The sequence below is a fragment of the Ochrobactrum sp. RH2CCR150 genome, assembly GCA_014138095.1.
Classification (GTDB): Bacteria; Pseudomonadota; Alphaproteobacteria; order Rhizobiales; family Rhizobiaceae; genus Brucella; species Brucella gambitense.
Map to the genome: position 1 here is coordinate 33177 of JACGXE010000007.1, position 25703 is coordinate 58879.

The following is a 25703-nucleotide window of genomic DNA, read 5'->3' on the forward strand; positions in this document are numbered from 1 at the left end:
GAGCATGGATAGATAGCCTATGTCAGTCGTTCCCTCCTCTGTCAGCGCGCCGCAAGTCCTTCGTCGAAGGCGGAAAACGCTGTTGCCCTACTGGCTCTTGAGCCCTGCCGTGATTGTCACTTTGGTGATTGTTTTCCTGCCGATGCTTCAGGCGGTCTGGACGAGTTTCTACGATCTCGTGCTGTTCAAGCCGAAAGCAACGGCCTTTGTAGGGATCGGCAATTACGTCAAGCTGCTTCAAGATCCAGTGTTCTGGGCAGCATTCTGGAACACCTGCATCTGGATCGGCTTGACGGTTCCACTTCAGATGGGACTAGGTTTGATGACCGCTCTGCTACTCAATAGGGAATTTCCCTGGCGTGGTCTGGCGCGAGCCTTGGTCATCATTCCATGGGCTCTACCCAGTGTGGTTATCGCGTTGATGTGGCGCTGGATATACGACCCCAATACCGGCATTCTCAATGAGATATTGCTCAATTTTGCGGTCGTGAGCCATGCTGTACCCTGGCTCGCCGATCCAAACATCGCGCTTTATGCCATCATCGCAACATTAACATGGCAAGGCTTTCCGTTCTTCGCAATCATGATCCTTGCTGGCTTACAGGGAATTCCCAAAAGCCAGTACGAGGCGGCGTCTATCGACGGCGCGTCGCCGTGGCGTCGGTTTGTGAACGTAACGCTCCCGGGCATCGCTCCTGTTCTCGCAACGGCAGGTTTGCTACGCGTCATATGGGTCGCCAATTCGATGGACGTTATCTTCGTCATGACAGGCGGCGGTCCTGGTTATTCAACCTATACACTGCCTCTCTATGCATTTGTAAAAGCTCGACAAAATCTCGATTTTGGCTATGGCACATCTATCGCGGTCACTTTCACACTGTTGCTCGGCGTAATCGTGGTGCTTTACCTTGGACGTACAATGCGCGAGGTGGAAAAATGAGACGTCAAAGCACCCTCAGGCGTATTCTGACGACCGACTTGCCCGTCGCGTGTATCGTGCTCTTCGCTCTCGCACCATTTGCCTGGATGGTACTGACGTCTCTGACCCCGACTGAACAGCTATCGTCTGGTGGCGTATCCTTGTCTCCATCAGGTTGGAGCCTTGATAATTACGAACGCCTGTTCAACAAGGCACAATTCTACAAGAATATGTTCGACAGTCTTGTTATCGCTGTTGGCACGGTGATCCTAGGTCTCGCTGTTTCCGTAACCGCAGCCTATGCGCTTTCCCGCTTCCGCTTTATCGGACGCAAGCTGTTCATGATGCAGTTTCTGCTGATCAATATGTTTCCAATTGTGTTGTTGATCCTTCCTCTGTTCGTTTTGATGCGAAAGTATGGCATTCTGGACACTTATTTCGGACTCATTCTGGCAAACGCGACCGTCGCCATCCCCTTTTCGGTCTGGATGCTGACAAGCTATGTTGCTGCCATTCCGAAAAGCCTCGATGAAGCAGCCATGATTGACGGCTGTTCAAGACTGGTGGCTCTTCGGCGCGTTGTCCTACCTCTCATGATGCCAGGCATCATTTCCACCGGCATATACATCTTCATCACGGCCTGGAATGAGTACCTCTATGCGTTGACGCTTGGAGGTCGCAATGTGCGTCCCGTTACCGTCGCCATTCAGACACTGATCGGCGAATACCAGATTGAATGGGGTTTGCTGGCCGCAGGCGCGGTTGTCGGCGCAATGCCTGCGACAGTGCTTTTTCTACTCGTTCAAAAGCGGCTTATCGGCGGCCTCACGCAAGGGGCAGTCAAAGGCTGATGCTTTCAATCGTTACCCGTTCTTCATCCAATCGAGGAAAGACCATGAACCCCATCGGGTTGATTTCAATGCAATATGCACGCCCCTTCACGGCCGAGCACTTCCCCCTGTTCCATAAGATGCGAGAGCATGGTTTCGATTTCGTCGAATTACTGGTCCCAGAGCCTGGCGAGCTTGATCTGAAAGAAACGCGCAAGGCTCTGGATGATGCAGGGCTTGGTGTCGTTCTTGCAGCTCGTGTGAATCTTGAGCGCAATATTTCGTCCTCCGATGCCAAAGCCTATCAGGGAGGTATCGACTACCTTAAATACACCGTCGATTGTGCGCACGCGCTCGGTGCACAGGTTGTGGGAGGACCTCTGACCGGCAATCCGCTTGTCTTTGCTGGACGACCGCCACAGCCTGTCTCGGAAGACGAACGTCTGCGGCGCAAGGACAGCTGTGTCGAGGCTCTGAAGAATGCAGGTCAACATGCTCAAGGTAGCAATGTCCTGCTGGCGGTTGAGCCGCTCAACCGGTTCGAAAGCGACGTTCTGTGCACCACCCAACAAGCCATCGAGCTGCTGGATGCTGTCGATCAGCCCGCGGTGAAACTCATGCTCGATACTTTCCATATGCATATGGAGGAAAGCTCAATCCCCGAAGCTATCCGGTTGGCTGGCGAATTGGTTGTTCACTTTCAGGCCAATGAAAATCACCGTGGCTTCCCTGGCACGGGCGCCACAGACTGGGTTGCCGTTTGTCGTGCGCTTCACGATATCGGCTATACTGGCCCAATTTCATTGGAACCTTTCCGCCGGCAGGACGACCGCTTCGGCGTTCCGTTCGCACAATGGCGTGCTCCGCATGAGGACGAAAGCGACCGTCTTGCGGCCAGTACCGCATTCATGAAAAGCCATCTTCTTCTTACGGAATATCGTCGATGACCATTAAAATTGGTTGGATTGGTTGCGGTGTGCACGCAACTCAGATGCTGCTGCCACAGCTTGTACGCTATGATGTCGAGATCGCTGCCCTTTGCGATATAGACACGGCGCGCCTCGCCAGTGCAGGACGACAGTTTGGCGTCCGCACGCTTACCAGTGACGTAGAGACTTTGCTGAATACGCCAGGTCTGGATGCCATCGGCATGGCCGTTGGTCCCGATCAGCATCTGGCGTTTGGAAAGGCGGCGCTGGAACGTGGGCTGCCCGTCTTCATGGAAAAGCCCCCATCTGGTTCTGCAGCAGGCGCGCGCGAACTTCTCAAGGCATCCGAAAAAGCCAAGAAGCCGCTCTTGCTTGGCTTCATGAAGCGCTATTCGATCGGCAACAAGATTGCCGCAAACATCATTCGATCTGGCCAATTCGGTGACGTTCTGGGAATGACTGGTTATTACATGACGGCCCCCGGCTACTTTGCGGGAAATGTCGACTATACCGGCTTCTTTCTGCATCACTGCGTCCACTATATGGATCTCGTTTCCCATCTTGTTTCTCCGGTCCGCAAACTCACAGCCAAGAAAGTTGAGAAGGAACCGGGAAAGCTTCTCATTCACGCGTCGTTTGATTTCGAATGTGGAGCCATTGGTACGATCGCGATGGGAACCATTCAGTCACGCGGTACACCAGTCGAGCGTATCGAGCTGATGGGCGATCATCAGCGTATCGAAGTGGATAACGTCATCGACGTGCGCTGGAGTCGCAACCCGGTCTTCAAGATTGACGATCCAAAAGCCACCCTTTCAGGCGATTGCGATACGCTCACATGGAAACCGAACTTCACAGCAGCCGCCAATGAGGACCCGAAGGGTTATCATTCCCTGCTCGCAGATGTGGTCCCAGCACTTCAAGGTAAAGATACCGCCGCACCGAATATTGCAGACGGTGTTATTGCCATGGAACGACTGGAAACAATGCGGTCGAGCATCGGTTTGTAAGGCGCGATCATAGTGGACGTCAACGGAAGCGGCCGGTTCTTAGTCGGCCGCTTTCAAAATCTAGGATGGTGCGCGAAGCGTACGCAAAGCGTTCAGAATAACTGCAATATCGATTGCTTCCTGGAACAGCGCGCCTGCGAGTGGAGGAATTAACCCAAAGGCAGCGGCTATCATTCCGACACAAGAAAGGCCAAGGCCGAACAGGATGCTCTGCAATGCTATGCTGCGCGTCCTGCGGGCGATTGTCACTGCCTCGGCGACAGGATGTAATTTTTCCCCCAGGATCACAATATCTGCGGCTTGGCTTGATGCGGTTGCTCCGCGAACACCCATGGCCACACCCACCGTTGCAGCTGCGAGCGCGGGTGCATCGTTCAGGCCATCCCCGATCATCATAACCGGAAGGGTGTTCTTTTCGGCGTTGATTGCATCAAGTTTTTCTGCAGGACTTGCCTTTGCAATAACCGTATCAATGCCCAATGCCTTTGCTATCGGGCTGGCGGAACTATAATCGTCACCCGTGATCATGATAAGGCGGGACAGACCGAGCGATCTGAGTTTAACGAGTGTTGCATTGGCATCTGGCCGGATGGCGTCGCCGAAGGTAAAGACCGCTACAAGTTCACCATTGAGTGAAACATAGACGCGCAAGACCGGTTGCTTTTCAAATCGACCCACAGCCGCCTCTGCCCACAGAGGCAATGCATCAGGCGAAACAAGCTCTCTCGTTCCGGCGCATAGTCGTTGTCGCTCTACTATTCCCTCCATGCCCGAGCCTCTGTGCTCAATGACATTTTCAGGTGTCGATAGCACTGAGCCCTTTGCACGGGCGATTGCAGTAATATGATCAGCCAGAACGTGCTGTGATGCCTGTTCCAGAGAAGCAAGCAGCCGGAGAATATCATCCGGATTCCGATCGGGCGCTGTGGCAGTGTCAACCAGATGCGCCCCGCCTTCCGTCAAGGTGCCAGTCTTGTCAAAAAATGCGACCTTGATGCTGTCCAGCGCTTCGAGTGTCGGGCTGCCCTTGATCATGATGCCAGCCCGCGCCGCGCGCGCGAGGCCACCGATAAACGCGACAGGAGCGGCAAGGATAAGAGGGCAAGGCGTTGCAATAACGAGAACTGCCAGCGCCCTCACCGGATCGCCCGAAAAATACCAAGCCAGTCCAGACAGAATTAATGTGAAAGGCAGCATCCAGATGGCAAAGCGATCTGCGAGACGGATAAATGGCGCCTTCGCCGTTTGAGCAGCCGTCACCATATGCACGATCCCGGCATAAGTGCTTGCTTCCGCGGAAGCCGTCGCTTGCATCAAAAATGCTTCACCAGCATTGATGGTGCCGCTATGCAGCTGGTCGCCGGAAGAAAATCGTCTAGGAAGCGGTTCGCCGGTTACCGCTGCCTCATCAATAAGGGCGCTGTCGTCGCGTAGAATGCCGTCGACCGGCAACAGTTCGCCACTTTGCACAAGAAGCTCATCTCCGACTGCCACCTGATCGACGTGGATCGTTTCAAACTCTTCACCACCCTTGCGATGCGCCACGCGTGGAGATCGGTCGACCAAAGCGGTCAGGCTGCGTTCGGCCCGGCCACGCGCAAAATCTTCCAGCGCGGTGCCCCCCGCATACATGATCGCCACAACAATGGCGGCCAGCGTTTCGCCAAGGAAAAGCGCCGCTATCATGGATATGAGTGCGATGAGGTCAACGCCCATACGCCCGGCGCGCAAATCCCTGATTATGGAAAAGCCGAGGGTTGCAATAACGGGAAGCGTGCTGATCGTCCAAACCTGACTGGGTTCAACGATCCTGACGTCCATGAAGTACGCGATTATTCCAACAACGAAACCAGATAACACGAATGCCAGGACAGTTTTTCTGATCAGCTGTTCGCTCATCGACATCTCCGTGCCGCGTTACTCTTTGGAAAAGTATACTATTTAAGCATAGCTAATTCTTATACTGTATTGATTGAAAACAAAATAGATGGCTTGTTCATTCGGATATTGGCCTGAACATCACCGTGCCTTTGATATTGCATCACGGATTGATCCATTGTGACACTATAATAGCACCAGAGAGGTCATAGCTAAATCTCGCCCTGCTATTACCTTCTCGACGAAGCTGAAACCAGTCCAGCGTATCGACGCGGAAAGCCAACACCCCGAAGTGGAGTTTACCGTCTGCATCGTTTGCAGGTTTCGTTACGAATGACTTTTCGTCTACCGCAAAGGCAAGCTCGTCTCCGGGTGGCCCTCCTGTATAGGTCGCACGTGTCCATGAAGGTAGTAGCTCCCAAGCCGTTTCGGCCACCGCGCTACCCTGCGCGTGAAGCACGACCATTCCCTGCAGACGAAGCTGCAAGCGCGTCTGCGAACAATAACCGAGCACTGTCGCATGAGGATGCGCGTCAAGCTCACGCCATTTGGCACTGCGCGTATCCGTATGGAACTCAAGAACGCGTCCGACCGCATCAGTTCGCCGCAGCACAACCATTCGCGCCTGCGGGATGTTGTCGGCATCGACCGAACAGAGGTTCACATAGCGGAACCCGGATTCTGGAGAAGCGGCCGCTGCTTCAAGCTGGGCCCAGGCAGCAAGCTCTACCTCGTCGGCATTATCCATTCTGCGTCTCTCCATACGATAAGAAGCGGCGCTGGCCTGACTGCCGGCACCACTTCTTGATTGGTCAAGCTAAGGCTCGATTAAACAGACCGGGTCACGCCACCGTCAACGCGCAGGTTCTGCCCTGTAATGTAGCCAGCTCCGTCGGACACCAGGAATGCGATGGTCGCGGCGATTTCTTCTGCCGTGCCATAGCGGTTCATCGGCACGCTATCGCGCCGCTCATCGGTAGACGGAAGGCTGTCGATCCAACCGGGCAGCACATTGTTCATACGGATGTTCTTGGCGGCATAGTCATCTGCGAAGATCTTGGTGAAGCTCGCCAAACCCGCCCGGAATGTTGCCGAAGTCGGGAACATTGCCGAAGGCTCGGAGGCCCATGCCGTCGAAATATTGACGATAGCCCCGCCGCCCTGCGCTTCCATGATCGGCGTTACCAGACGGATCGGGCGCACGGCACTCAGGAAATAAACTTCCATACCCTTGTGCCAGTCTTCGTCGGTCAGCTCGAGGATCGGCGCACGCGGACCGTGACCGGCAGAATTGACCAGAGCATCCACCCTGCCCCACTTGTCCATCGCAAGATCGACAAGTCGCTTCACATCGTCATTGACCAGATTTGAGCCGGTGACGCCCACGCCGCCCAGTTCCTGCGCCAGCGCTTCGCCCTTGCCGGACGAAGACAAGATCGCCACGCGATATCCGTCCTGCGCCAGCTTGCGTGCAGCCGCAGCGCCCATGCCGGAACCGCCAGCGGTGATGATTGCTACTTTGTCTCCAGACATCAAAGGCTCCTTTGTTTCGATATTGAGCATACTATGCCAAATTTCAATCAGACTTTCGCGCCAGAAAGAAACGCACTATACTGTAGAAAATCTACAGGCTATTCCATGAACCCGTCACGCCGTAAACTGCCTCCATTGAATGCCCTGCGCGCCTTTGAAGCTTCGGGCCGCAGGCTCAATTTCCGCGCCGCGGCGGACGAATTGCGCGTCACGCAAGGCGCGGTCGCGCAACAGGTCCGGGCATTGGAGGATCATCTCGGTCTTACGCTGTTCCATCGCCTACCACGTGGACTCGCCCTGACCACGCAAGGTGCGAACTATCTGGCGGATGTGACCCGTGCTTTCGACACGCTAGGAGAAGCGACTGGGCGGCTTCTCGACCGACCAGAGACTGTTACGATTAGCGTTACGCCAACTGTCGCGGCAAAACTACTCATTCCAAGGCTGGCAAGACTTCATGCCGATCTTACAGGCGTGGAGCTACGCACCGTTGCAACGGAGACCATTTCCGATTTTGATCGAGACAATGTGGACATTGCGGTGCGCCTCACCCGTCCGCCTTTTCCGTCTACACTTGATGCAAAACTACTGTTTCGCCAGGAACTGGTGGCTGTCGCCAGTCCATATCTTATCGACGGACGTCCGTTACCGCTGACAAGCGAACAGCTTCGGGAAATGCCACTCCTACACGATGCACATAATCACTGGCCCGAACTTCTCGGCTCGAAAGGAAAACTGCCAGGTGCGATGTTCAATCAGACAGCACTTGCACTGGATGCTGCTCTTGCCGGTCAAGGCGTCGCTCTCGCATGTAGAGCCTTCGTTGCGTCCGACCTGGCGGCCGGACGACTGGTGCAAGTGGCCGAGCCTACAATCATGATAGAACCAGATTATTACCTTATCCGCAAACGCTCGACCTCACCGAGAAAGGCCGTCGATGCCGTTTGGAACTGGTGTTCTGAACGGTTGCTTCTGCCCGAAATGAAGTAAGGCCGAAACTGCATAGTCTTGCTAAAGGTTAGCCGACGTCCCGAAACCGTCTGTTTTCTAGAACCCAGAAGAAGACAATTGTTATGACGAGCACGATCAGAAGCAGGATGAATGCTGCTGCCGAACCCTCGTTGAGGGAGAGCCCGAGAAACGCCTGTCTATAGGCGAAGAAGCTCAAGACTTCCGTCGACGTGCCGGGGCCGCCCTTTGTGAGAACATAGGTCAGATCATACGTGCGGAACTCATTGATCAGCTGGATGATGATGGCGATAGCCGCAACGGGACGCAACATCGGCAGCGTTAAGTACCAGAACTGTTCGATCTTACCAGCGCCGTCTACTTCCGCTGCCTCGTAAGGGTCACGCGGCAACGAAGCCAGTCCAGCCGCAAGGATAAGCACGACAAAGGATGTTTGCTGCCAGATATCGATGGCGGCCATAGACCAGATCGCGAGGTCCGACGAGCCAAGCCAGTCAAGCCTTGGCAGACCTATGGTCTCCATCATGTGGTTTACGATACCCAGATTGGGCTGCAGCAGCATACGCCAGATAAGGGCGACACTTACCGGAGACATGGCCATCGGTATGGTCAGGATTGCGAAGTAGATGGGTTTGGTTTTCACGACCGCGTTCAGCATGAGCGCAATCCCCAGCCCGAGTATAAACTCGGCAACCACGGTGACGATCGAATATTTGACCGTCAGCCATAGTGAACTCCAGAACTGAGCATTGCTCATGATCCGCGCGTAGTTTTCAAAGCCCGTGAACGGTAACAGCGATGGCCGCATCAGTGTCATCGAGGAAATCGACATCAGGACGGCATAAAGAAGCGGCAGTCCCATGACGACTGCAAGAGTCAGTAGGCCAGGTAGGGAAAATGCCCAGCCGGTTTTCCAGGTTCGGTCGATTGCAGTGGTGGACGTGGACATACGAACGTTTCCTAGAATACCGCCGGGATGAAACTGAAGATTTTCTGCCGCCCTCCCTTTCAACAGAAAGGGCGGCAAAAGCATTATTTCTTGAGAAGGTCTTCCAGACCGGAAGCGGCTGCCTTTATGGCTGCGTCCGGCGTAATCTCGCCGCCTGCCGCCTGCGATACTTGCGTGCCGAGAACATCTTCATACTGCGCCGAATAGGCGAATATCGGGAACGACTTTCCAGAAGCGACGACATCCAGAGCCTGTTCATAGAACGGGTACTTCTTCAAGACGTCGGCGTCCTTGTAGACAGCTTCGCTGACAGGCGCATGGCCCTCAAGCGCGCGTGCGACGCCGATCTTTTTGCTCTGCACCCACTTGATGAAAGTCCAGGCTGCTTCCTGTGTTTCTGGTGATGTGTTCTTCGGAATGCCCCATCCCCAGCCACCGCTTTCGCCATGGCCACCCGGCATCACGGAAAGACCGACCTTGCCAGCAACATTCGGGCACTTTTCGGCATTGTCCATCTGAGGCAGCATCCACCAATAGGTGACCATGCTGAAAGCTTCACCGCTGCACATGAGGCGCATCGTATCATCCAGCGTGGCTGACAGTGCGCCTTGTTGCGCCGCATTCTTGATCGCATCGACATAAAGTGTCAGCGCCTTGACAGCTTCCGGGCTGTCGAGCGTAACCTTGCGGTCCTTGTCGAGATAGCCGCCACCTGCCGAGAACAGGTAGTTGGAGAACTCCATGCTGTTCGGATCGCCACGCTGGCCCTGCATGGCCGCGCCCGCAACATTTGCCTTCGCCTTCATGAATTTGGCGACCTGCACATAGTCTTCAAGCGTTTCTGGCTTCTTCAGCTCGGCACTGAACTCGCCTTTATAGGCTTCCTTGAGCTTTGGATCTTCCAGCAAGTCTTTTCGATAAAGCATACCCATCGAGTAGTTGTACATCGGCAGGATCGGCATGGTCTGGTCGGTCCGGCCAAGCAGATCGAGTGTTGACGGGATAAATTCGGACAGATCAAGCTTGTCGCGTTCGGCGAGAGGCTTCAGATCGGTCAGCCACCCGGCAGCCGGAAATTCACCCGCCCACAGGAAGTCTACCTCAAGGAGATTGTAATAGCTTTCCGGCGAGACAAGCTGCGTGGCAAGCTTGTCATGCATGTCGCCATAGCCCACCTTTTCAAATTCCACCTTGATGCCGGTCTCCTTCTCGAAATCCGGCAGCAGTTTTTCAATGATGTGCGTTTCCGGCACATCTTCCATCAGTGCGCGCAGCGTGACGGTTTCCGCTTGTGCGTATCCCACACCCGCCAGAAGAAGCAGGCTGACGCCCGCCATCAGTTTGTTCCCATATCTAAGCATTTTCGTGGTTCCCTTTGTTATGTTGTTTACCCGCATGCAATTTATCTCGGCGTCATTTGACGCTGCCGAATGTGAGCCCCTGCACGATGAAGCGCTGGATGAAACGCGATGCGATCACGAGAGGCAAAATGGCCAGAATGACGCCAGCTGCCACTTTCGCTATCTGAACTCCGTTGGAGGTCTGCAGAGAGGCTAGGCCAACAGGCACGGTCGCTGTCGCCGGGCCGCTTAGCACAAGTGCGAACAGAAATTCGTTCCAGGCAAGGATGAAACCCAGCACACCCGCTGCCGCGATACCCGGCAGTGAAACCGGCACAACGATGCGCCAGAACGCACCCCAGGCACTGGCGCCATCTGTCTGCGCGGCCCATTCCAGATCGACAGGAATACCCTCAAAGAAACCCATGAGAATCCAGATCAGGAATGGCAGATTGATAGCAGCATATGCAATCGTGAGGCCGAGCACAGAATTGGTCATACCCACGGAGCGAAACAGCATGAAGGCCGGCAAGACAATCGCTACGGGCGGAAGCATCTGTGTGGCAAGCACCGTAAAGCGGGCCAGCGGACCGCCGGTCTTGAAGCGGGCAAAGGCATAGCCCGTCATGGCCGCAAAGGGCAGCGCGAGCAGCACAGAGCCCGTCGCCACGATCAGACTGTTGAGGTAATAGACGCCAAAGCGCTTTTGCGTGAACAGATCCACATAGTTCTGGAAGGTGAACTGCGGCATCAGTTCTGTGGAATAGGCCATCTGCTCTGGCACAAAACTCGTTCGCAATGTCCACAGCAATGGTAACAGGATCGCAAGCGATACGACGAAAAGGCCCGTATGGATGACTATCTTGCGCATCGCCATCTCCTAGACCGTCACAAGGCCGGGTTCTAACGGCGGTCGTTTGATCACCTTTTCGGTCTCGGCATCAAAGAGATGCATCGGTCTTGTATCGATAAACAACCGTACCTGTTGCCCGACTTCAGCGGTAAAGTGGCGGCTCACGCGGGCATTGAGTTCCATCGGCCTGTCATTTCCGATCTGCCCGATGACAACAGTTTCGACGCCCAGTTTTTCGACGGCAACTACAGTCAGATCAAGCGGCTGCCAATCGGGATTGTTCTGGGCTTCGTAAATGTCTTCGGGTCTGATGCCCAGCAGAAGCGGTTTGCCGCTGCTCGCCGCATAATGTGGTTTATGCATCGCCGGAATGCGAATATCCACACCCTCGCCCTTTGCCTGCAACTCGCCATCGGCAGATGACGTGAGTTGCACGGGGATGAGATTCATCGGCGGTGTTGCCAGAAACTTTGCAACGAAAGTGTCCGCAGGATTGGCATAGACCTCCAGAGGAGCTCCCACCTGAACCATCACGCCGTCGCGCATGATGCAGATGCGATCTCCCATGGTCATGGCTTCAACCTGATCATGCGTCACATGGATGATAGTCTTGCCAAGCCTGCGATGCAGCTTGACCAGTTCCAGCCGCATTTCTGCGCGCAATTGTGCATCAAGGTTTGAAAGCGGTTCGTCGAGCAGAAATGCATTGGGCTCGCGGACAATCGCACGGCCGAGCGCAACGCGCTGACGCTGCCCGCCGGACAGTGCGGCGGGTTTACGATCAATGTACTTGTTCAGCCCCAGCATATTGGCAGCATCGGAAACTTTGGCGGCAATCTCGGCAGCGGGCACGCCACGCATCTTGAGACCGAAGCCCATATTCTGCCGCACGCTCATATGGGGATAGAGTGCATAAGATTGAAACACGACCGCAACATTGCGATCTTTTGGCGGTAGCCGTGTCACGGATTTACCACCAATACGCAGGTCGCCGGAGGTGATACCCTCAAGCCCTGCAATCATGCGCAATGTCGTCGATTTCCCACAACCAGACGGGCCGAGAAAAATCACAAACTCGCCGTCTTCGATCTTAAGATCGACATCACGCACCCCATAGGCGCCATTGGCGTATAGTTTGGAGACGTGTTCTAGTTCGATCGACGCCATTCAGGTCTACCCTTCTGCACGATCAGCGACACGGGCCATTTTTAGCCGACCGCCGTTATTCCCCTGGAGGTGACTGCACGTTGTCAGCCATTCTTGTTCATGGACGCCTCGCGCCAAGCGTGAGGCGCCTTGTCTGCACTAGGTCGTATAGACGCCTCCGGTCACATTGATGCCTTGTCCGGTCATAAAGCGCGCGCCATCCGAGCAGAGGAAGACAACCACTTCGGCGACATCTTCCGGTTCTTCGAGACGACCAAGCGGTGTCTGCGATACGTAATCGGCAATGACCTGCTCGGGTGTAATGCCGCGCAGTTCGGCTTCCCATTCCACTTCGCGCGATTGCATAGAGGTTTTCACGAAACCGGGACAAACCGCATTCACGCGAATTCCATTCGGCGCGAGTTCCCGCGCTAAGGCCTGCGTCCAACCAAGAACCGCAAATTTACTTGCCGAGTAATGTGCCAGAAGCGGCGCGCCAATCTTGGCGGCGAGCGACGCCGTGTTGACGATCACGCCCTTGGTGTCGCTGACGAGAAAATAGCGGGCGGCAATCTGGTTGGTGAGGAAGACGCCACGTGTATTGACGTCGAAATTGAAGTCCCACTCTTTGTCAGTGAGGTCGACGGCACGGTTCATCGTTGAAACACCGGCATTTGCCGCGACAATATCAAGACCACCCCATTCGGCGATCAGAGCATCGAAGCCTGCCTCGACGGATGCTCGCTGGCTGACATCCATCGCCAGACCGACTGCATCACCGCCAAGTTCACTTGCAGCGCGCTTTGCAGCATCACCGTTGATATCGGCAATTGCAATGCGAACGCCATGGCGCGCCAATGCACGCGCAATCGCATTGCCTATGCCGGAAGCTGCACCCGTCACTATGGCGCGCTTGCCGTTCAGTTCGCTGGCCAGTTTGCCCGGCATTGCAGCGTTTGTCATTTTGTTCACCCTCGGAACGAATGTTATCGATCGCGAAAAAGCATATTCACTGTTTGATTATGTTGGCAATACATAAAATTATGTTCGTTTATGTTTTTTTAAGATTGCTTTTGTTCGATCCTTCTCCTAATGAATAAATTGAATGCCTGGTCGAACCGCCGGAGGAAAGCATGACGGACAAGCAGAAGGACATCCAGCCAGCGGAAGCAAAACGGCTGCCTGCCCGCGTTCGCCATGCTCATCTCGTCGACGCAGCCCGCAAGCGCGGATTTCTCCAGGTTGTTGATATCGCTGCCGAACTTGGCGTTTCAGAAATGACCATTCGCCGCGATCTCGTTGAACTGGAACGCGATGGCCTGCTGGTTCGGACCCATGGTGGAGCCGTCATCGATGATGACGCGCCCGAGCCGTTCCTCGACCGCGAGGAGCCTGCTTTTTCGGCTCGCCTCCGTGAACACAATCCCGAAAAGATGAGCATCGTTGCCAAGGCGCTGGAGCTTGTTGAACGCCGTATGAGTGTCGCGCTTGATGTCGGTTCCACCACCTATCTGCTGGCGGAAGCCCTGTGCGGCACCGTGGGCGTCAAGTTTTTTACTTCCAGCCTCCGGACCGCGCAGCTTCTCGGCGGCGCACAACGCGAAGTCTATGTCCCTGCGGGCCAAATCCGCGGCGAAGAGCTTTCTATCTGTGGCAAGTCAGCCTGCGATGAGTTTGAACGCCTATGGTTTGATATCGCCTTTATTGGCGTTTCGGGCATTACCGCAGACGGCCTCTTCGATTATTCGCCGGAAGACAGCGACCTGAAGCGGGTTTATCTGCGCCGCGCCAATCGTAAGGTGCTTCTCTGCCATAGCGCCAAATTCAACCACATGTCGCTCATCAGGATCGCCGACCTCAACGAGATCGACACCCTGATCAGTGACGCGGCCCCGCCTCCCAATATCGCCAGCGCGCTTTCCAGAGCGAATGTCGAGATCATTATTGCTCCCCCCGTTACAGGCATTTGACCGGAAATTTCCATGAGCTGCGTTCTAGGTCTTGATATCGGCACCACCTCCACGATCGGCATTCTCGTGCGACTTCCGGACGAAGTGCTTGGCGTTGTATCCAGGCCCGTTACCCTGACGTCTCGCCAGCCCGGCTGGGCTGAAGAGGACCCGGAACAATGGTGGAGCAATTGCTGCGCCATTATCGAGGAGCTGATTGAGATTGCTGGTGCTTCGGCGTCAGATATTGTCAGTGTCGGCGTCACTGGCATGTTGCCCGCCGTTGTTCTTCTGGATGAGAATGGCGCGGTCCTCCGCCCCAGCATCCAGCAAAGCGATGGACGCGTTGCCGCCGAGGTCGCGGAACTACGCGATGAAATTGATGAAGCCGAATTCATTGCCAAAGCAGGCAATGGCATAAACCAGCAGCTTGTCGCCACCAAGCTACGCTGGATCGAACGGCATGAACCGGAGGTCTTTGCCAGAATTGCAACCGTGTTCGGCTCCTATGATTACATTAACTGGAAGCTAACGGGCGAACGGCGCATCGAACAGAATTGGGCTCTTGAAGCTGGTTTTGTCGATATCGCAACCAATGAGTTATCACCCGAACTGATCGGTCTCACCCATCTGCCTTTGTCGGCCGTTCCCGCGAAGGTTTCATCCCACGCGGTCATGGGGACAATAACGAAATCTGCGGCCCTTTCCACGGGCCTTGCCGAGGGAACGCCGGTCGTCGGCGGCGCTGCCGATATGATCGCTTCCGCACTTGCGGCAGGCGTTTCGCAAGAAGGTCAGGTACTGCTCAAATTTGGTGGTGCCCTCGACATTCTGGTTGCGACTGCAAAGGCCGCGCCCGATCCGCGCATGTTCCTCGACTATCATCTGGTACCGGGGCTTTATATGCCGAATGGTTGCATGTCGACCGGCGGTTCCGGGCTCAACTGGTTTGCCGAGAACTTTGCAGGCGGCGAAAAGCAAGCTGCAGTTGATGCGGGTTTAAGCTTGCACCAGCATCTCGATACGCTTGCCGCGAAAATCGATGCGGGCGCTGACGGCGTGGCGATTGTACCGTATTTTCTTGGTGAAAAGACCCCAATCCACGATCCTTTCGCCCGGGGCACCATTACCGGCCTCAGCCTCAATCACAAGGTCAGCCATGTCTGGCGGGCTTTGCTTGAATCCTATGCCTATGCTGCACGTCATCATATCGAAGTGCTTCAGGATATGGGACACCGCCCCAACCAATATCTCGCTTCCGACGGCGGCGCGAACAGCCGCGTATGGATGCAGATCGTGGCAGATGTTTTGCAGGCTCCAATCCGGCAACTCAAGGGCCATCCCGGCTCGTCGCTGGGCGCAGCCTGGGCAGCGGCTGTAGGTGCCGAGGCAGTCAACGGCTGGTCAGGAATTGCCGCTTTCGTTGAAAACGGCGACCTCATTCTGCCAAGACCCAAAAATGCGGCGACTTACAATAGCGGTTACCAACGTTTCCGCGAGATCTACACCAACCTCAAGCCGCTTTACAGAGAGTAATCACGACGATGACGATCAAAGCCATCGCATGGGATATTGACGGTACGCTGGTCGATAGCGAGCCGCTTCACCATAAGGCACTTCTGGCCGGTACGGCGCATTTCGGCACCGATCTCAGCGATATTCCAGAAGAACGCTTTCGCGGAGTCCATATGGATGCCGTCTTTGAAGCGGTCAAACCGCGCCTGCCAGCCGATTTGAGCTTTACACCGTGGATCGAACGCATTCGCGATCACTACATCGCCCATGCAGGTGAACTGCGACCCATAGTTGGCGTGCTTGAAGCGATGGACGCTGCCATGGACTACGGTCTTTTGCAGGTATGCGTCTCGAATTCGGGCCGCAACATTGTTGACACCAACATCGCCGCGCTTGGAATTGCAGACAAACTTCGCTTTTCCATCAGCATTAACGATGTGCTGCATGGCAAGCCGGATCCAGAACCTTATCTGGCTGCAGCTGAGCGGCTGCGCCTAGACCCAACAGAGATGATTGCAATCGAAGACAGTTTGACGGGAGCAATCTCGGCCCGTGCCGCAGGCATGAAGGTCGTCGGCTACGGTTTGGCCGAACAGGCTGGAAATCCAATCGATCACTATCTGCATCACTATGCAGAGTTACCGGCAATCCTGCGCGCTCACATGTGAGCGTGCAGACCACATGAAGATCAACCGACCAGAGGTCGGAAGAAGAATACGAAGCTAACGCCGTCTCCGGATAGACCCGAAGACGGTCACAACAAAGGGGTTCACTATGAGCAAGTTTTTTGATCTTTTCCCGACGAAGAAGCCCATCATTGCGATGGTGCATCTTAACCCGATGCCTGGCACTCCGCTTTACGACGCGGAAGCAGGTATTGAAGGTATCGTCGAGGCGGCGCGTCGCGATCTCACGGCCTTGCAGGATGCCGATGTCGATGCTGTCATGTTCGGTAACGAAAACGACCGTCCATACGAACTTGCTGTCGATGTCGCTTCCACGGCAACCATGGCCTATGTCATCGGCCGTCTGCGTGGTGAAATCGCAAAGCCTTTCGGCGTCAACGTTCTCTGGGACCCCAAAAGCTCGGTCGCTTTGGCCACAGCAACCGGCGCATCATTCATGCGCGAAATCCTGACCGGTACCTACGCCTCCGACATGGGGCCGTGGACGCCAAATGCGGGTGAAACGATGCGCTATCGCAATCGTCTTGGCCGTTCGGATCTTGTCATGCTGGACAACGTATCTGCTGAATTCGCGGATTCAATGGATCGCCGCCCCCTCCCCGACCGGGCACGTTCAGCAGTCTTCTCGTCCATTCCGGATGCCGTTCTGGTGTCGGGCACGATCACCGGTGAAGCCGCCAATGTTTCGGACCTCGAAGCCGTCAAGCGGGTCCTGCCGAACACGGCGGTTCTGGCCAATACGGGCGTGCGTCATGCAACCGTCGCCGATATCCTCAAGATTGCCGATGGCTGCATTGTCGGCTCGTCGCTGAAGGTCGATGGCAACACCTGGAATGCGGTCGATCCGGAACGCGCCAAGGAATTCATGAACATCGTGAAGAAAGCCCGCAAGGACTAATGAAAAGACAATCGCGCGCGGTGACTGTTCACCGCGCGCGATAAACGCCGATCACGCTCCCAGAGGCTGCGCCAGACGAGCCCGGTGCAGGCTCAATCGCTCGATCAATATCGGCAAGCCCGTACCCACCACAATCAGACAGCCAATAACGACCTTCTGCCAATAGGATGGCACACCCGCCATCAATAGTGTCGTATTGATCATTGTGATGACAAATACGCCGAGTAGCGTTCCAAGCACTGTTCCATGACCGCCCGTTATCCGGGCTCCGCCGAGAACAACGGCAGCGATGACATTCAGTTCCATGCCGACCAGATCGAACGGATTTGCCATGCGCGACAGGGTCATATGGGTCATGCCAGCGAGACCGGCAATCGCGCCCGCCAGAACATAGATCAATAGCTTGACGCGTCCCACACGGATGCCGATACGCGTAGCCGCCTCTTCCGAGCCGCCAATGGCGTAGATTTTACGCCCAAACAGCGTGAAATTCATGATGAAGGCCACGAATACAGCGACCCCCACCAGCACAAAGAATGACATGGGAAGCGACACCATCTGGCCCAGTGTGTTTTCCATCCGCACCAGAATGCTGCGAGCGAAATTGATAACCTCACGCGGCACCGACGTGATGTACACCGTCCCGACGAAGGTCAGCAATGCGCCCCTGAACAGGCTCATTGTACCAAGCGTAACGATGAGCGTCGGCAGACCTAACCCGCCGACCAGTATCCCATTGATGAGGCCAAGACCGGCACCGATGAGAGCTGCCAGCCCGAAATAGGCGATAATCGGAACATGGATGTCGATACCCATGACGATTTTCACCGTCGCATACATCGCAAACGCGCCGATTGCCGTGCAGGACACGTCAATGCCGCCGGATGCCAGTACCATCATGACACCCAGCGCAAATATTCCGGTCACCAGTGAGTTTCGTGCCAGGTCTATCAGCGTTGCGGGCGAGAAGAACGCCGGATTGAGAATGCTCAGCACAATCGCAAAAGCGACAGCCGTCAGAAAGACGACGCCCTGCGGAGTGGAGAGTATCCGGATCAAGGAATTGTTCATGGCCGGTCCTCGCGAATGACTTCCTGATAGAGCGTTTCCTCGTCGATATCACCGGCATCGAAACTGGCCACAATTCGTCCCTTCACCATCACCTTGATTGTATCGGAAAGCGCTATGGCTTCGCCGATGTCGTCAGTCACCACCAGAACCGCTGTTCCCGAACGGCTCAGTGCAAGCAGTAATTCATGAATTTCCCGCTTGGAGCCGACATCGACGCCGACCGTCGGGCCATTGAGAATAAGCAGCTTCGGCTTTCGCTCCATCCAACGCGCCAGAACGACACGCTGTTGATTGCCGCCAGAAAGTGTCACCACTGGTGGAAAGACACTGGGGGTTTTGATACGCAACCGCTTAACGGCTTCACGCGCGCGCTCCGTCAGGCTTGACGCACTGACGATGCCGCCCCTGGTATCCGCATCAAGGCTTGAGACGATGATGTTTTCACGGATCGGCTGATTGAGAAAAAGCCCTTCGGTCAGACGATCTTCCGGCACATAGGCAACGCCGTGCTCCATCGCGTCGGCGGGAGCCTTGAGATGCAGTTGTCCGCTCGCATCTTCAATGCGACCTTCGTCCGGTGTAAGGCATCCAAACAAAGCCAATGCAAGTTCCGTTCGCCCTGACCCCAGAAGGCCCACGACAGATATGATTTCGCCCGCGCGTAGATCGAGATTGATCGCGGCGAACTGGCCGCGTCGTCCAAGATTGCGCACTTTGAATATCGCATCCGAAGGCGTGACCGCCTCACGCGCCAGACGCTGGCTGTCAATTGGTCGACCCGACATTGCCTCTACGAGACGCGCTGGATCGAATTCACCAATCGGTCCTGCAACCACAACAAGACCATCACGCAGAACCGTGACACTGTCGCAAACCGCAAACACTTCTTCGATCTTATGGCTGACAAACAGAAAGGCTACCCCCTCCGCCTTCAATGCAAAGACGATATCAAGAAGCTTTGCGACCTCACTGCGGGTCAGGGCTGTGGTGGGCTCATCCATAACGATGATGCGCGCATCATTGGCAAGCGCACGCGCAATAGCAACCAGCTGCTTTGAAGCAACAGGCAGTCTTTCGACAAGAATATCGGGGTCGATGTCGACCTTCATCCTTGCAAGCGTTTCAATCGCCCGCTTGCGTCCAGACATGCGGTTGAAGAAGCTCTTGTTCTCGGTAACGGCTGCCAGAAAGCTTACATTCTCCCAGACTGTCAGATTGGGGAAAAGCGCGAAGTCCTGATAGATGACCGAAAGCCCCGCCGCTATCGCGTCTTTTGCGTCATTGTCGATGAGCTTGCCGTCAATCGTGACCGTACCGGCGTCGGCACGAACGACACCGGACAATATCTTGATCAACGTCGATTTGCCGGATCCGTTTTCACCGGCCAGACAGCGCACCTCGCCCGGTCGCAGGCTTAAGCCGACATCTTCCAGTACCCGGACGGGACCATAAGACTTGGCGACAGCCTGCATTTCCAGAACGAAAGCGCCGGAATTCTGCTTATCACTCATGCAGTTCTCCCATAGAGGCCGCCGATTGCCCGGCGGCCCATCATCCATGGATCAGAAGTCGTAATTGCCCATATTGTCTTTGGTCACATCGACCCAAGCCTGGCCGTAAACGACCTTGTCCTTGAGCTGAACCTTGTTGTAGCCCTCGACACCAAGGTCCATGCCATCGGTCACGGCCTTGCCGTCAATAGCCATCGCTGCGAGCTTGTTCATGGCGATACCAGCCTTGGCCGGATCCCAGAACGAGATCATGTTGATCGTACCACTTTCGAGATAAGGACCTGCAACCGACACAAGGCTGGTGCCAACAATCTTGACCTTGCCTTCAAGCCCAGCTTCCTCGACAGCAAGCGCTGCACCCGCAACATCTTCACCTGCCGAGCCCTGAATGCCCTTGAGGTTTGGATAGGTTCTCAGCAGTTCCTTGGTCTTGGCATAGGCGGTCTGCTGCTGCTCGTTGCTCTCGATCTTGTCGGTCGCGAGCTTCATCTTCGGATAATGTTCTTTCTGATAGGCAATGGCTGCATCAACCCATTCATTGTGGGTCTTTGCCGTCAGATGGCCAACGAACACCGCATATTCACCCTCTTCGCCCATGGCCTCGGCCAGTGCCTTCATCAGATGTTCGCCATAGGCGCCATTGTCGAAGGCTTCGACGTCATAGGTTACGTTCTTCATGCTGGATGCTTCGTGGCCGATTACCTTGATCCCGGCCTGCAACGCCTTGCCCAACACGGGTTCCAGGGCTTCCGGGGAATTCGGCACCACGGTTATCGCCTCCACCTTTTTGGCAATCAGGTCTTCGATCAGCTGAACCTGCAGGGCAGCGTCAGCCGAAGCAGGTCCGATCTGCGTCGCGTTGTTTCCGCTTTCCTTCGCATACTCCTTCACGCCGGTTTCCATGCGATTGAACCAGGCGATGCCGGAAAGTTTGACGACAGTGACGATGGTGTGTTTTGCATCCTGCGCGTTGGCATAGAAGGCACCACCAGCAATAATAGCTGCACTGACGGCAAGTCCGGCTGCCATTTTCCTCAAGCTGATATTCATTGTTATTCCCTCCGTTGGTTCACCCCTGCTTGCCTCCCCGGCAATCAGTCAGGCTATAGTCTGGCGAAGCTTCTGCGGCTTTCACCAATTCCTGTCCGGGCGCATGACAGCGTCCGGCCTCTCTTCAAACCGACGCGATCCGCATCAGATCGGCAGTCCGCTCGTAGAGCTTCTTGAATGTATCGAAACCCTGCTGGTAGACGTGCTTTGTTCCCGCATCAGGTTCAATGCGCCTTTCAACCGGGTTCCATTGCTCAATATCGGCCTTTGCGACATCGCCAACCGCAAGCGCGCCCAGAAAACAATTTCCGTAGGCAGCGCCGATGGTCTTGCTTCTCACGAGCTGAAGCTTTTCGCTGACATCAGAAATAGCCTGTGACCAGACTGCATTTCTGGTGCCGCCGCCCACCGCGGCAATTCGGTCAAGCGGCGCATTTGCTTCGTGATAGGTATTGAAAATGTCGTTGACGCCATAAGCGACGCCTTCAAGAAGCGCGCGATAAATGTCAGCGCGCTTATGGGTCAGATCAAGGCCAAAAATCATGCCTCGTGCTGACGGATCATGAACCGGTGTTCTCTCTCCGGAAAAATAGGGGAGTACAAAGAGCCCTTTTGCGCCGGGCGGTGACGATGCGGCTTCTTCCGCCAGTGCTTGCAAGGCGCTGGCGGCGGGCAACTCTCGAGCGAACTGCTCCTGAAACCACCGCGTCAGCGTTCCGCTGGTCGACGTGCCGGACATGCAAGCGTGTTCTCCACGGAAAAGCCAAGGTGCATACCACAGCCGCGTGTCGGCGATGCGTTGATCCGTGACTAGAATGATGAACATGGTCGAGCCATACATGACCATCATCTCGCCGGACTTCTGCACGCCAACACTGACAGCCTCAGCGGCGGCATCAATGGTGCCAGCGATCACAGGCGTTCCAACAGCGAGACCAGTCGCGGCTGCGGCTTGCGGTGTCACCGTTCCCGCGATGTCGGTCGTCCAGAGGAGATCAGGCAGTCGCTCACGCGAAACGATGCGTTCGGCAAAATCGTCAGTCCAGTCCTGCCGCGCAACGTCATAAAGCGGCGAGAACCCAGCCGCCGAATAGTGATCGATCGTGTAGTTTCCCGTCAGCCTGTGAACAAGGAAGGAGGAGGAGTTGAGGAACTTGTGCGTGCGGTTGAAAATATCCGGGTGGTTCTTTTTCAGCCAAAGAATCTTCGGGCCGACCGATTGCGAGGTCAACGCATTGCCGCCTTCCCGCATCAGACGATCGAGCCCGATTTCAGCCGTCAGTTCCTCTATTTCCACCGCTGCGCGCGTGTCGACACCATAAAGAACGGCATTCATGAGCGGAGCGCCGTTTTCATCAACCGGCAGCATACATGGGCCGATGCCGCTGGCCGCGACTGCGCGAATATCGCTTGCCGCTACAGAGCTTTGTTCGATCAACTCACGACTGATCGAACAGAATTCACCCCACCAGTTTTGTTCGGCATCATGCTCCGCCCAACCCGGTTGTGGAACCAGCATGCGATGCGGACGCGCGGCAGAAGCGACGATCCTTCCTTCCTCATCGGAAAGAACACCCTTCGATTCAAATGTGCCAATGTCGATGCCCAGATAATAGCGCATCAGGTGTAAAGATCCCTGTCGAGGCTGAAGTCCTTGTTGATCCTGCCAATGGCCGCGACTAGAAGCGCGGTCAGGCTTTCAAGATCGCGCAGATCGCACATTTCAAGCGCCGTATGGGTATAGCGGCACGGGAAACACACATCGATACAGGCAACGCCCTCATTGACGAGCTGTACGTAAGACGAATCCGTCAAGGCGCCTGTATGGGCCGTGCGTTGCAGCGGAATGGCTTCGCTGGCCGCTGCATCGGTGAAGAGTTTCGGCAGAGCCGGATGGGGGATAGTACCATTGAGCGTGCCGCGCCCGTGAAAGGAGTAGAGGCTGATGGCCGGGCCGCCGCCCAACTGAATTTCACCGCGATGGGCCATATCTGGCGTATCGGCATTGAGCCCGATATCGAGCTGGATGGCGATATCCGGTTTGATCGCCTGCGCTGCGACCATGGCGCCACGCAGATTGAACTCCTCCAGAACCGCGAAAACAAAATGAACGGTTGGTCGTGGACCACCTTTCGCGAGCTGACGGGCAACTTCCATAACGACGGCGCAACCAGCCCGGTCATCAACCGACGTTCCGATAACGCGATTTTCGTTGAGATGGATGACGCGCGGTGCATAGACAACCGGTGTACCGATCTCGATGCCGAGCGCCTTTACATCCGCAGCGCTTTCCGCACCGACATCAATGAAAAGTTCGGCATAGGGCGTGACCTTGTATTTTTCTTCGGCAGGCGTGGCATGATGGCTTTTATTGGCGATAACGCCGTGAACGTCGCGCCCTTCGCCGACACAAAATAGCACCGCCTGTGCAGGCAACGCCTTTTCCGGAATACCGCCCAACCGCTCGATACGGATCAGGCCATTATCCTCGATCTTGCGCGCGATAAAGCCCAGCTGATCCGTATGCGCAAACAGCATGACGGAGGGCGCGTTTTCATCCCCCTTCATTGTTGCAATCAGATTGCCCAGACGATCGGTGACAAATTCGAGCGGAAGATCAGCCAGATCGCGAGCGATGAGGCGTCGCACACGATCCTCATGACCCGACAGACCAGGCGTTATCATCAATGCTTCGAGCGTAGAACGTAGTCGATTTTTCATGCCGTTCGGGCCTTCCTTTGGAAAATGGGCGCAAGGCCAAGTCGGCCTGCCAGAACGCGCGCCGACATGACGACCACAAGCAGGCCACCAAAGAACAGATCGCGTGAGAACGCACTGAAAGACAAAAAGTTCAGTCCGCTTGATATGAGCTGGAGACAGATGACGGCTAGCGTCACACCGGTCACGGTGCCAAAGCCGCCTGCTGGCGAAACGCCTGCCAGAATATTGATCAGAATGACGAGAAGCAGATAGGAGCTACCATAGTCGGCATTGGCGGAATTCACCCGCGCCAGAACCACAAGCCCGGCAATCGATGCTATGAGACCAGCAATAGCGTAGATGCGAAGCAACAGACCTTTTTCGCGTGTGCCTGCAAAATGGGACGCGACAGGATTGGCTCCAAACAGCCGCAGGTGAATGCCGACCGGTGTTCGCTTGAGCAGAAAACCCAACAGAAGCGCTGTGGCCACGAACAGGACGAGTGGTAGCGGCACCACGCCGCCGAGCGACCAATTGCCAAAGGCTGTGTACCACTGCGGAAGACCGGTAATTGCCGGACCTCCGGTTATCACGATACCAATTCCGGAGAACAACTGCATCGTGCCAAGCGTGGCCAGAATTGGCGGCAGGCGCAGATAGGCAATCAGAAAGCCGTTGAGTAACCCGCAGGCAACACCGATCAGCAGCGCAACCGGAATGGCAAGGATGGCGAGTTCGGGCCCTGCCCTCATCATTACCGCTGCGACGATAGCGGCGAGATTAGCTGTGGCCACGACGGAAAGGTCTATGCCACCTGACACCATCGTCGGCAGAACGGCCAACGAAAGCAGCCCGAACTCAGGAAACTGAAACCCCATGGAATTGAGATTTGCAGCAGTGAAAAAGCCTGGCGCGAGCAGGCTCAACAATCCAAAGATGGCAATAGCCAGAACGGCCAGCCCCTTCAGATAATTGCCCGTCGTGTCCTGTCTTGCATCCATTGGCGCTCTCCCCTGCGCTGGTTGCCTTGGCCCGCCTAGCGGGCGAAAACGTGTTTGGCGATTAGCATTTCAGTTCCTCCCCCGATGTGCCCGTTAAACGGTTTCCAGAAAAGGCAGTTGGTCGCGATAAGGCTGCAATGAGCCTTCGAAACCGGTATCAGTTATAAAGCCGCTCAAATCCTGCAGCCCGCAAACTGGCGCAAAGCTGCGGCATCCAAGTTTACGCTGATCGGCAACAAGTATCGTCTTTTGCGCAATGGCGATTGCGGCGCGCTTTACTTCCGCTTCTTCGACGGTAGAGGTAGAGACGCCTTCAAGATCGACGCAGTCAGCGGATAGAAAGAAACAATCGGCGCGGATATGGCGCAGCGTTTCGGTAGCCCAGGCGCCGATCAGCGAATAATAGTCATTTCTGACGCGACCGCCGATGATATGCACTTCCGTTGCGCCAACCGCCGCGGCTTCAGCAATCTTCAAGTCCATTGTCACAAGCGTGATCGCCCTGCCCGCAAGGGCGCGTGCGACAGACAACGCGGTGGTGCCGGAATCGAGAATAACGGTGGAATTATTGGCAACATGTGCTGCCGCTGCCTCACCAATCCGCGCCTTGGCGCTTTGGCTAATACGCAGCTTTTCCAAAAACATAGGTTCGGCGACCCCCTCACCCGCACCGCGGGCAACGACCCCGCCGTGAATTCTCAGGATCAACCCGGCCTGTTCCAGCGTGATGAGATCGCGACGCAATGTCGGGAGCGAAACACCCATAATGCCAGCCAGATCCGACGTGCCAATACGCTTCGCGTCGGCGATGACGTCCATCATCTGCCGGTGACGTTCCTGCGGAAAACGTGTTCTAGCTTCGCTCATGTCCTGCTCCCATCGTGAACATTAATGATCGTTTTGAGCGAGTCAAGCGATTCTGTTCAGATTCGAAACAGGACGAACGGCATTCAAACGGATTGAGAG

At 55.5% G+C, this 25703-nt stretch carries 24 protein-coding genes; 9 read left to right on the forward strand and 15 right to left on the reverse strand.

The genetic code is table 11. The annotated features are described in order from the left end of the window. The first annotated feature begins 19 nt into the window (after positions 1 to 19). The 4 genes from FHW03_RS15430 to FHW03_RS15445 are packed head-to-tail and all read left to right on the forward strand — an operon-like array spanning position 20 to position 3688. Positions 20 to 940 (forward strand): carbohydrate ABC transporter permease, encoded by a 921-nt coding sequence (locus FHW03_RS15430; RefSeq protein WP_182521433.1) that lies wholly within the window; start codon positions 20 to 22, stop codon positions 938 to 940. Further along, the gene (locus FHW03_RS15435) at positions 937 to 1770 is read left to right on the forward strand and encodes a carbohydrate ABC transporter permease (protein ID WP_182521434.1); all 834 of its coding nucleotides are present in this window, start codon (positions 937 to 939) and stop codon (positions 1768 to 1770) included. Before FHW03_RS15430 ends, FHW03_RS15435 begins: the two co-directional genes overlap by 4 nt. 44 nt (positions 1771 to 1814) lie before the next feature. Continuing rightward, positions 1815 to 2696, forward strand: coding sequence for a sugar phosphate isomerase/epimerase family protein (locus FHW03_RS15440; RefSeq protein ID WP_182521435.1), 882 nt, complete (start codon positions 1815 to 1817; stop codon positions 2694 to 2696). Further along, a complete protein-coding gene (locus tag FHW03_RS15445; RefSeq protein WP_182521436.1) occupies positions 2693 to 3688 on the forward strand; it encodes a Gfo/Idh/MocA family protein in 996 nt (331 codons plus the stop codon). The genes FHW03_RS15440 and FHW03_RS15445 overlap by 4 nt, the downstream gene beginning before the upstream one ends. A 60-nt stretch (positions 3689 to 3748) precedes the next feature. Here the strand turns inward: FHW03_RS15445 and FHW03_RS15450 are convergent, their stop codons facing one another. From FHW03_RS15450 to FHW03_RS15460, 3 genes are all read right to left on the reverse strand, one after another. Beyond that, positions 3749 to 5587 carry a heavy metal translocating P-type ATPase gene (locus tag FHW03_RS15450; RefSeq protein ID WP_182521437.1) on the reverse strand — a complete coding sequence of 613 codons (1839 nt, stop codon included), beginning with the start codon at positions 5585 to 5587 and terminating at the stop codon, positions 3749 to 3751. 142 nt (positions 5588 to 5729) lie between these two features. Beyond that, positions 5730 to 6314, reverse strand: a complete 585-nt coding sequence (locus FHW03_RS15455) for a pyridoxamine 5'-phosphate oxidase family protein (RefSeq protein ID WP_182521438.1) — start codon at positions 6312 to 6314, stop codon at positions 5730 to 5732. 80 nt (positions 6315 to 6394) lie between these two features. Beyond that, the gene (locus FHW03_RS15460; RefSeq protein ID WP_182521439.1) at positions 6395 to 7099 is read right to left on the reverse strand and encodes an SDR family oxidoreductase; all 705 of its coding nucleotides are present in this window, start codon (positions 7097 to 7099) and stop codon (positions 6395 to 6397) included. Between the two features lie 105 nt (positions 7100 to 7204). Here FHW03_RS15460 and FHW03_RS15465 point away from each other — a divergent pair, with 105 nt between their 5' ends. Then, positions 7205 to 8089, forward strand: a complete 885-nt coding sequence (locus FHW03_RS15465) for a LysR substrate-binding domain-containing protein (protein ID WP_182521440.1) — start codon at positions 7205 to 7207, stop codon at positions 8087 to 8089. A gap of 28 nt (positions 8090 to 8117) precedes the next feature. Here the strand turns inward: FHW03_RS15465 and FHW03_RS15470 are convergent, their stop codons facing one another. The 5 genes from FHW03_RS15470 to FHW03_RS15490 form a co-directional block, all read right to left on the reverse strand. Beyond that, positions 8118 to 9017: a carbohydrate ABC transporter permease gene (locus tag FHW03_RS15470; RefSeq protein WP_138785591.1), complete on the reverse strand. Its 900-nt coding sequence runs from the start codon at positions 9015 to 9017 to the stop codon at positions 8118 to 8120. Positions 9018 to 9100: 83 nt separating this feature from the next. Further along, positions 9101 to 10378: an extracellular solute-binding protein gene (locus FHW03_RS15475; RefSeq protein WP_182521441.1), complete on the reverse strand. Its 1278-nt coding sequence runs from the start codon at positions 10376 to 10378 to the stop codon at positions 9101 to 9103. 52 nt (positions 10379 to 10430) lie between these two features. Next, the gene (locus tag FHW03_RS15480; protein WP_182521442.1) at positions 10431 to 11228 is read right to left on the reverse strand and encodes a carbohydrate ABC transporter permease; all 798 of its coding nucleotides are present in this window, start codon (positions 11226 to 11228) and stop codon (positions 10431 to 10433) included. Positions 11229 to 11237: 9 nt separating this feature from the next. Continuing rightward, a complete protein-coding gene (locus FHW03_RS15485) occupies positions 11238 to 12377 on the reverse strand; it encodes an ABC transporter ATP-binding protein (RefSeq protein WP_182521443.1) in 1140 nt (379 codons plus the stop codon). A 138-nt stretch (positions 12378 to 12515) separates the two neighbouring features. Continuing rightward, positions 12516 to 13319, reverse strand: a complete 804-nt coding sequence (locus FHW03_RS15490; protein WP_377514962.1) for an SDR family NAD(P)-dependent oxidoreductase — start codon at positions 13317 to 13319, stop codon at positions 12516 to 12518. A 170-nt stretch (positions 13320 to 13489) separates the two neighbouring features. On the opposite strand from FHW03_RS15490, the gene FHW03_RS15495 reads away from it, so the two are divergent. From FHW03_RS15495 to FHW03_RS15510, 4 genes are all read left to right on the forward strand, one after another. Continuing rightward, complete coding sequence (locus FHW03_RS15495; RefSeq protein WP_182521444.1) at positions 13490 to 14326, forward strand: DeoR/GlpR family DNA-binding transcription regulator; 837 nt, start codon at positions 13490 to 13492, stop codon at positions 14324 to 14326. A 12-nt stretch (positions 14327 to 14338) separates the two neighbouring features. Beyond that, entirely contained in the window at positions 14339 to 15841 is a 1503-nt protein-coding gene (locus FHW03_RS15500) for an FGGY-family carbohydrate kinase (RefSeq protein ID WP_182521445.1), read from the forward strand. Positions 15842 to 15849: 8 nt separating this feature from the next. Further along, positions 15850 to 16488 carry an HAD family phosphatase gene (locus tag FHW03_RS15505; protein WP_182521446.1) on the forward strand — a complete coding sequence of 213 codons (639 nt, stop codon included), beginning with the start codon at positions 15850 to 15852 and terminating at the stop codon, positions 16486 to 16488. A gap of 106 nt (positions 16489 to 16594) precedes the next feature. Continuing rightward, a complete protein-coding gene (locus FHW03_RS15510; protein WP_182521447.1) occupies positions 16595 to 17404 on the forward strand; it encodes a BtpA/SgcQ family protein in 810 nt (269 codons plus the stop codon). Positions 17405 to 17455: 51 nt separating this feature from the next. Here the strand turns inward: FHW03_RS15510 and FHW03_RS15515 are convergent, their stop codons facing one another. The 7 genes from FHW03_RS15515 to FHW03_RS15545 form a co-directional block, all read right to left on the reverse strand. Then, entirely contained in the window at positions 17456 to 18475 is a 1020-nt protein-coding gene (locus FHW03_RS15515; protein ID WP_182521448.1) for an ABC transporter permease, read from the reverse strand. After that, positions 18472 to 19986, reverse strand: a complete 1515-nt coding sequence (locus FHW03_RS15520; RefSeq protein WP_182521449.1) for a sugar ABC transporter ATP-binding protein — start codon at positions 19984 to 19986, stop codon at positions 18472 to 18474. Before FHW03_RS15520 ends, FHW03_RS15515 begins: the two co-directional genes overlap by 4 nt. 51 nt (positions 19987 to 20037) lie before the next feature. Continuing rightward, positions 20038 to 21036 carry an autoinducer 2 ABC transporter substrate-binding protein gene (locus FHW03_RS15525; protein ID WP_210277293.1) on the reverse strand — a complete coding sequence of 333 codons (999 nt, stop codon included), beginning with the start codon at positions 21034 to 21036 and terminating at the stop codon, positions 20038 to 20040. A gap of 124 nt (positions 21037 to 21160) precedes the next feature. Beyond that, complete coding sequence (locus FHW03_RS15530; protein WP_182521450.1) at positions 21161 to 22657, reverse strand: FGGY-family carbohydrate kinase; 1497 nt, start codon at positions 22655 to 22657, stop codon at positions 21161 to 21163. Beyond that, on the reverse strand, positions 22657 to 23757 hold the full coding sequence (locus tag FHW03_RS15535) for a M42 family metallopeptidase (protein WP_182521451.1): 1101 nt from the start codon (positions 23755 to 23757) through the stop codon (positions 22657 to 22659). Before FHW03_RS15535 ends, FHW03_RS15530 begins: the two co-directional genes overlap by 1 nt. Further along, positions 23754 to 24737 carry an ABC transporter permease gene (locus tag FHW03_RS15540; RefSeq protein WP_182521452.1) on the reverse strand — a complete coding sequence of 328 codons (984 nt, stop codon included), beginning with the start codon at positions 24735 to 24737 and terminating at the stop codon, positions 23754 to 23756. Before FHW03_RS15540 ends, FHW03_RS15535 begins: the two co-directional genes overlap by 4 nt. Positions 24738 to 24830: 93 nt before the next feature. Continuing rightward, on the reverse strand, positions 24831 to 25604 hold the full coding sequence (locus tag FHW03_RS15545; RefSeq protein WP_182521453.1) for a DeoR/GlpR family DNA-binding transcription regulator: 774 nt from the start codon (positions 25602 to 25604) through the stop codon (positions 24831 to 24833). Between the last annotated feature and the right edge of the window lie 99 nt (positions 25605 to 25703).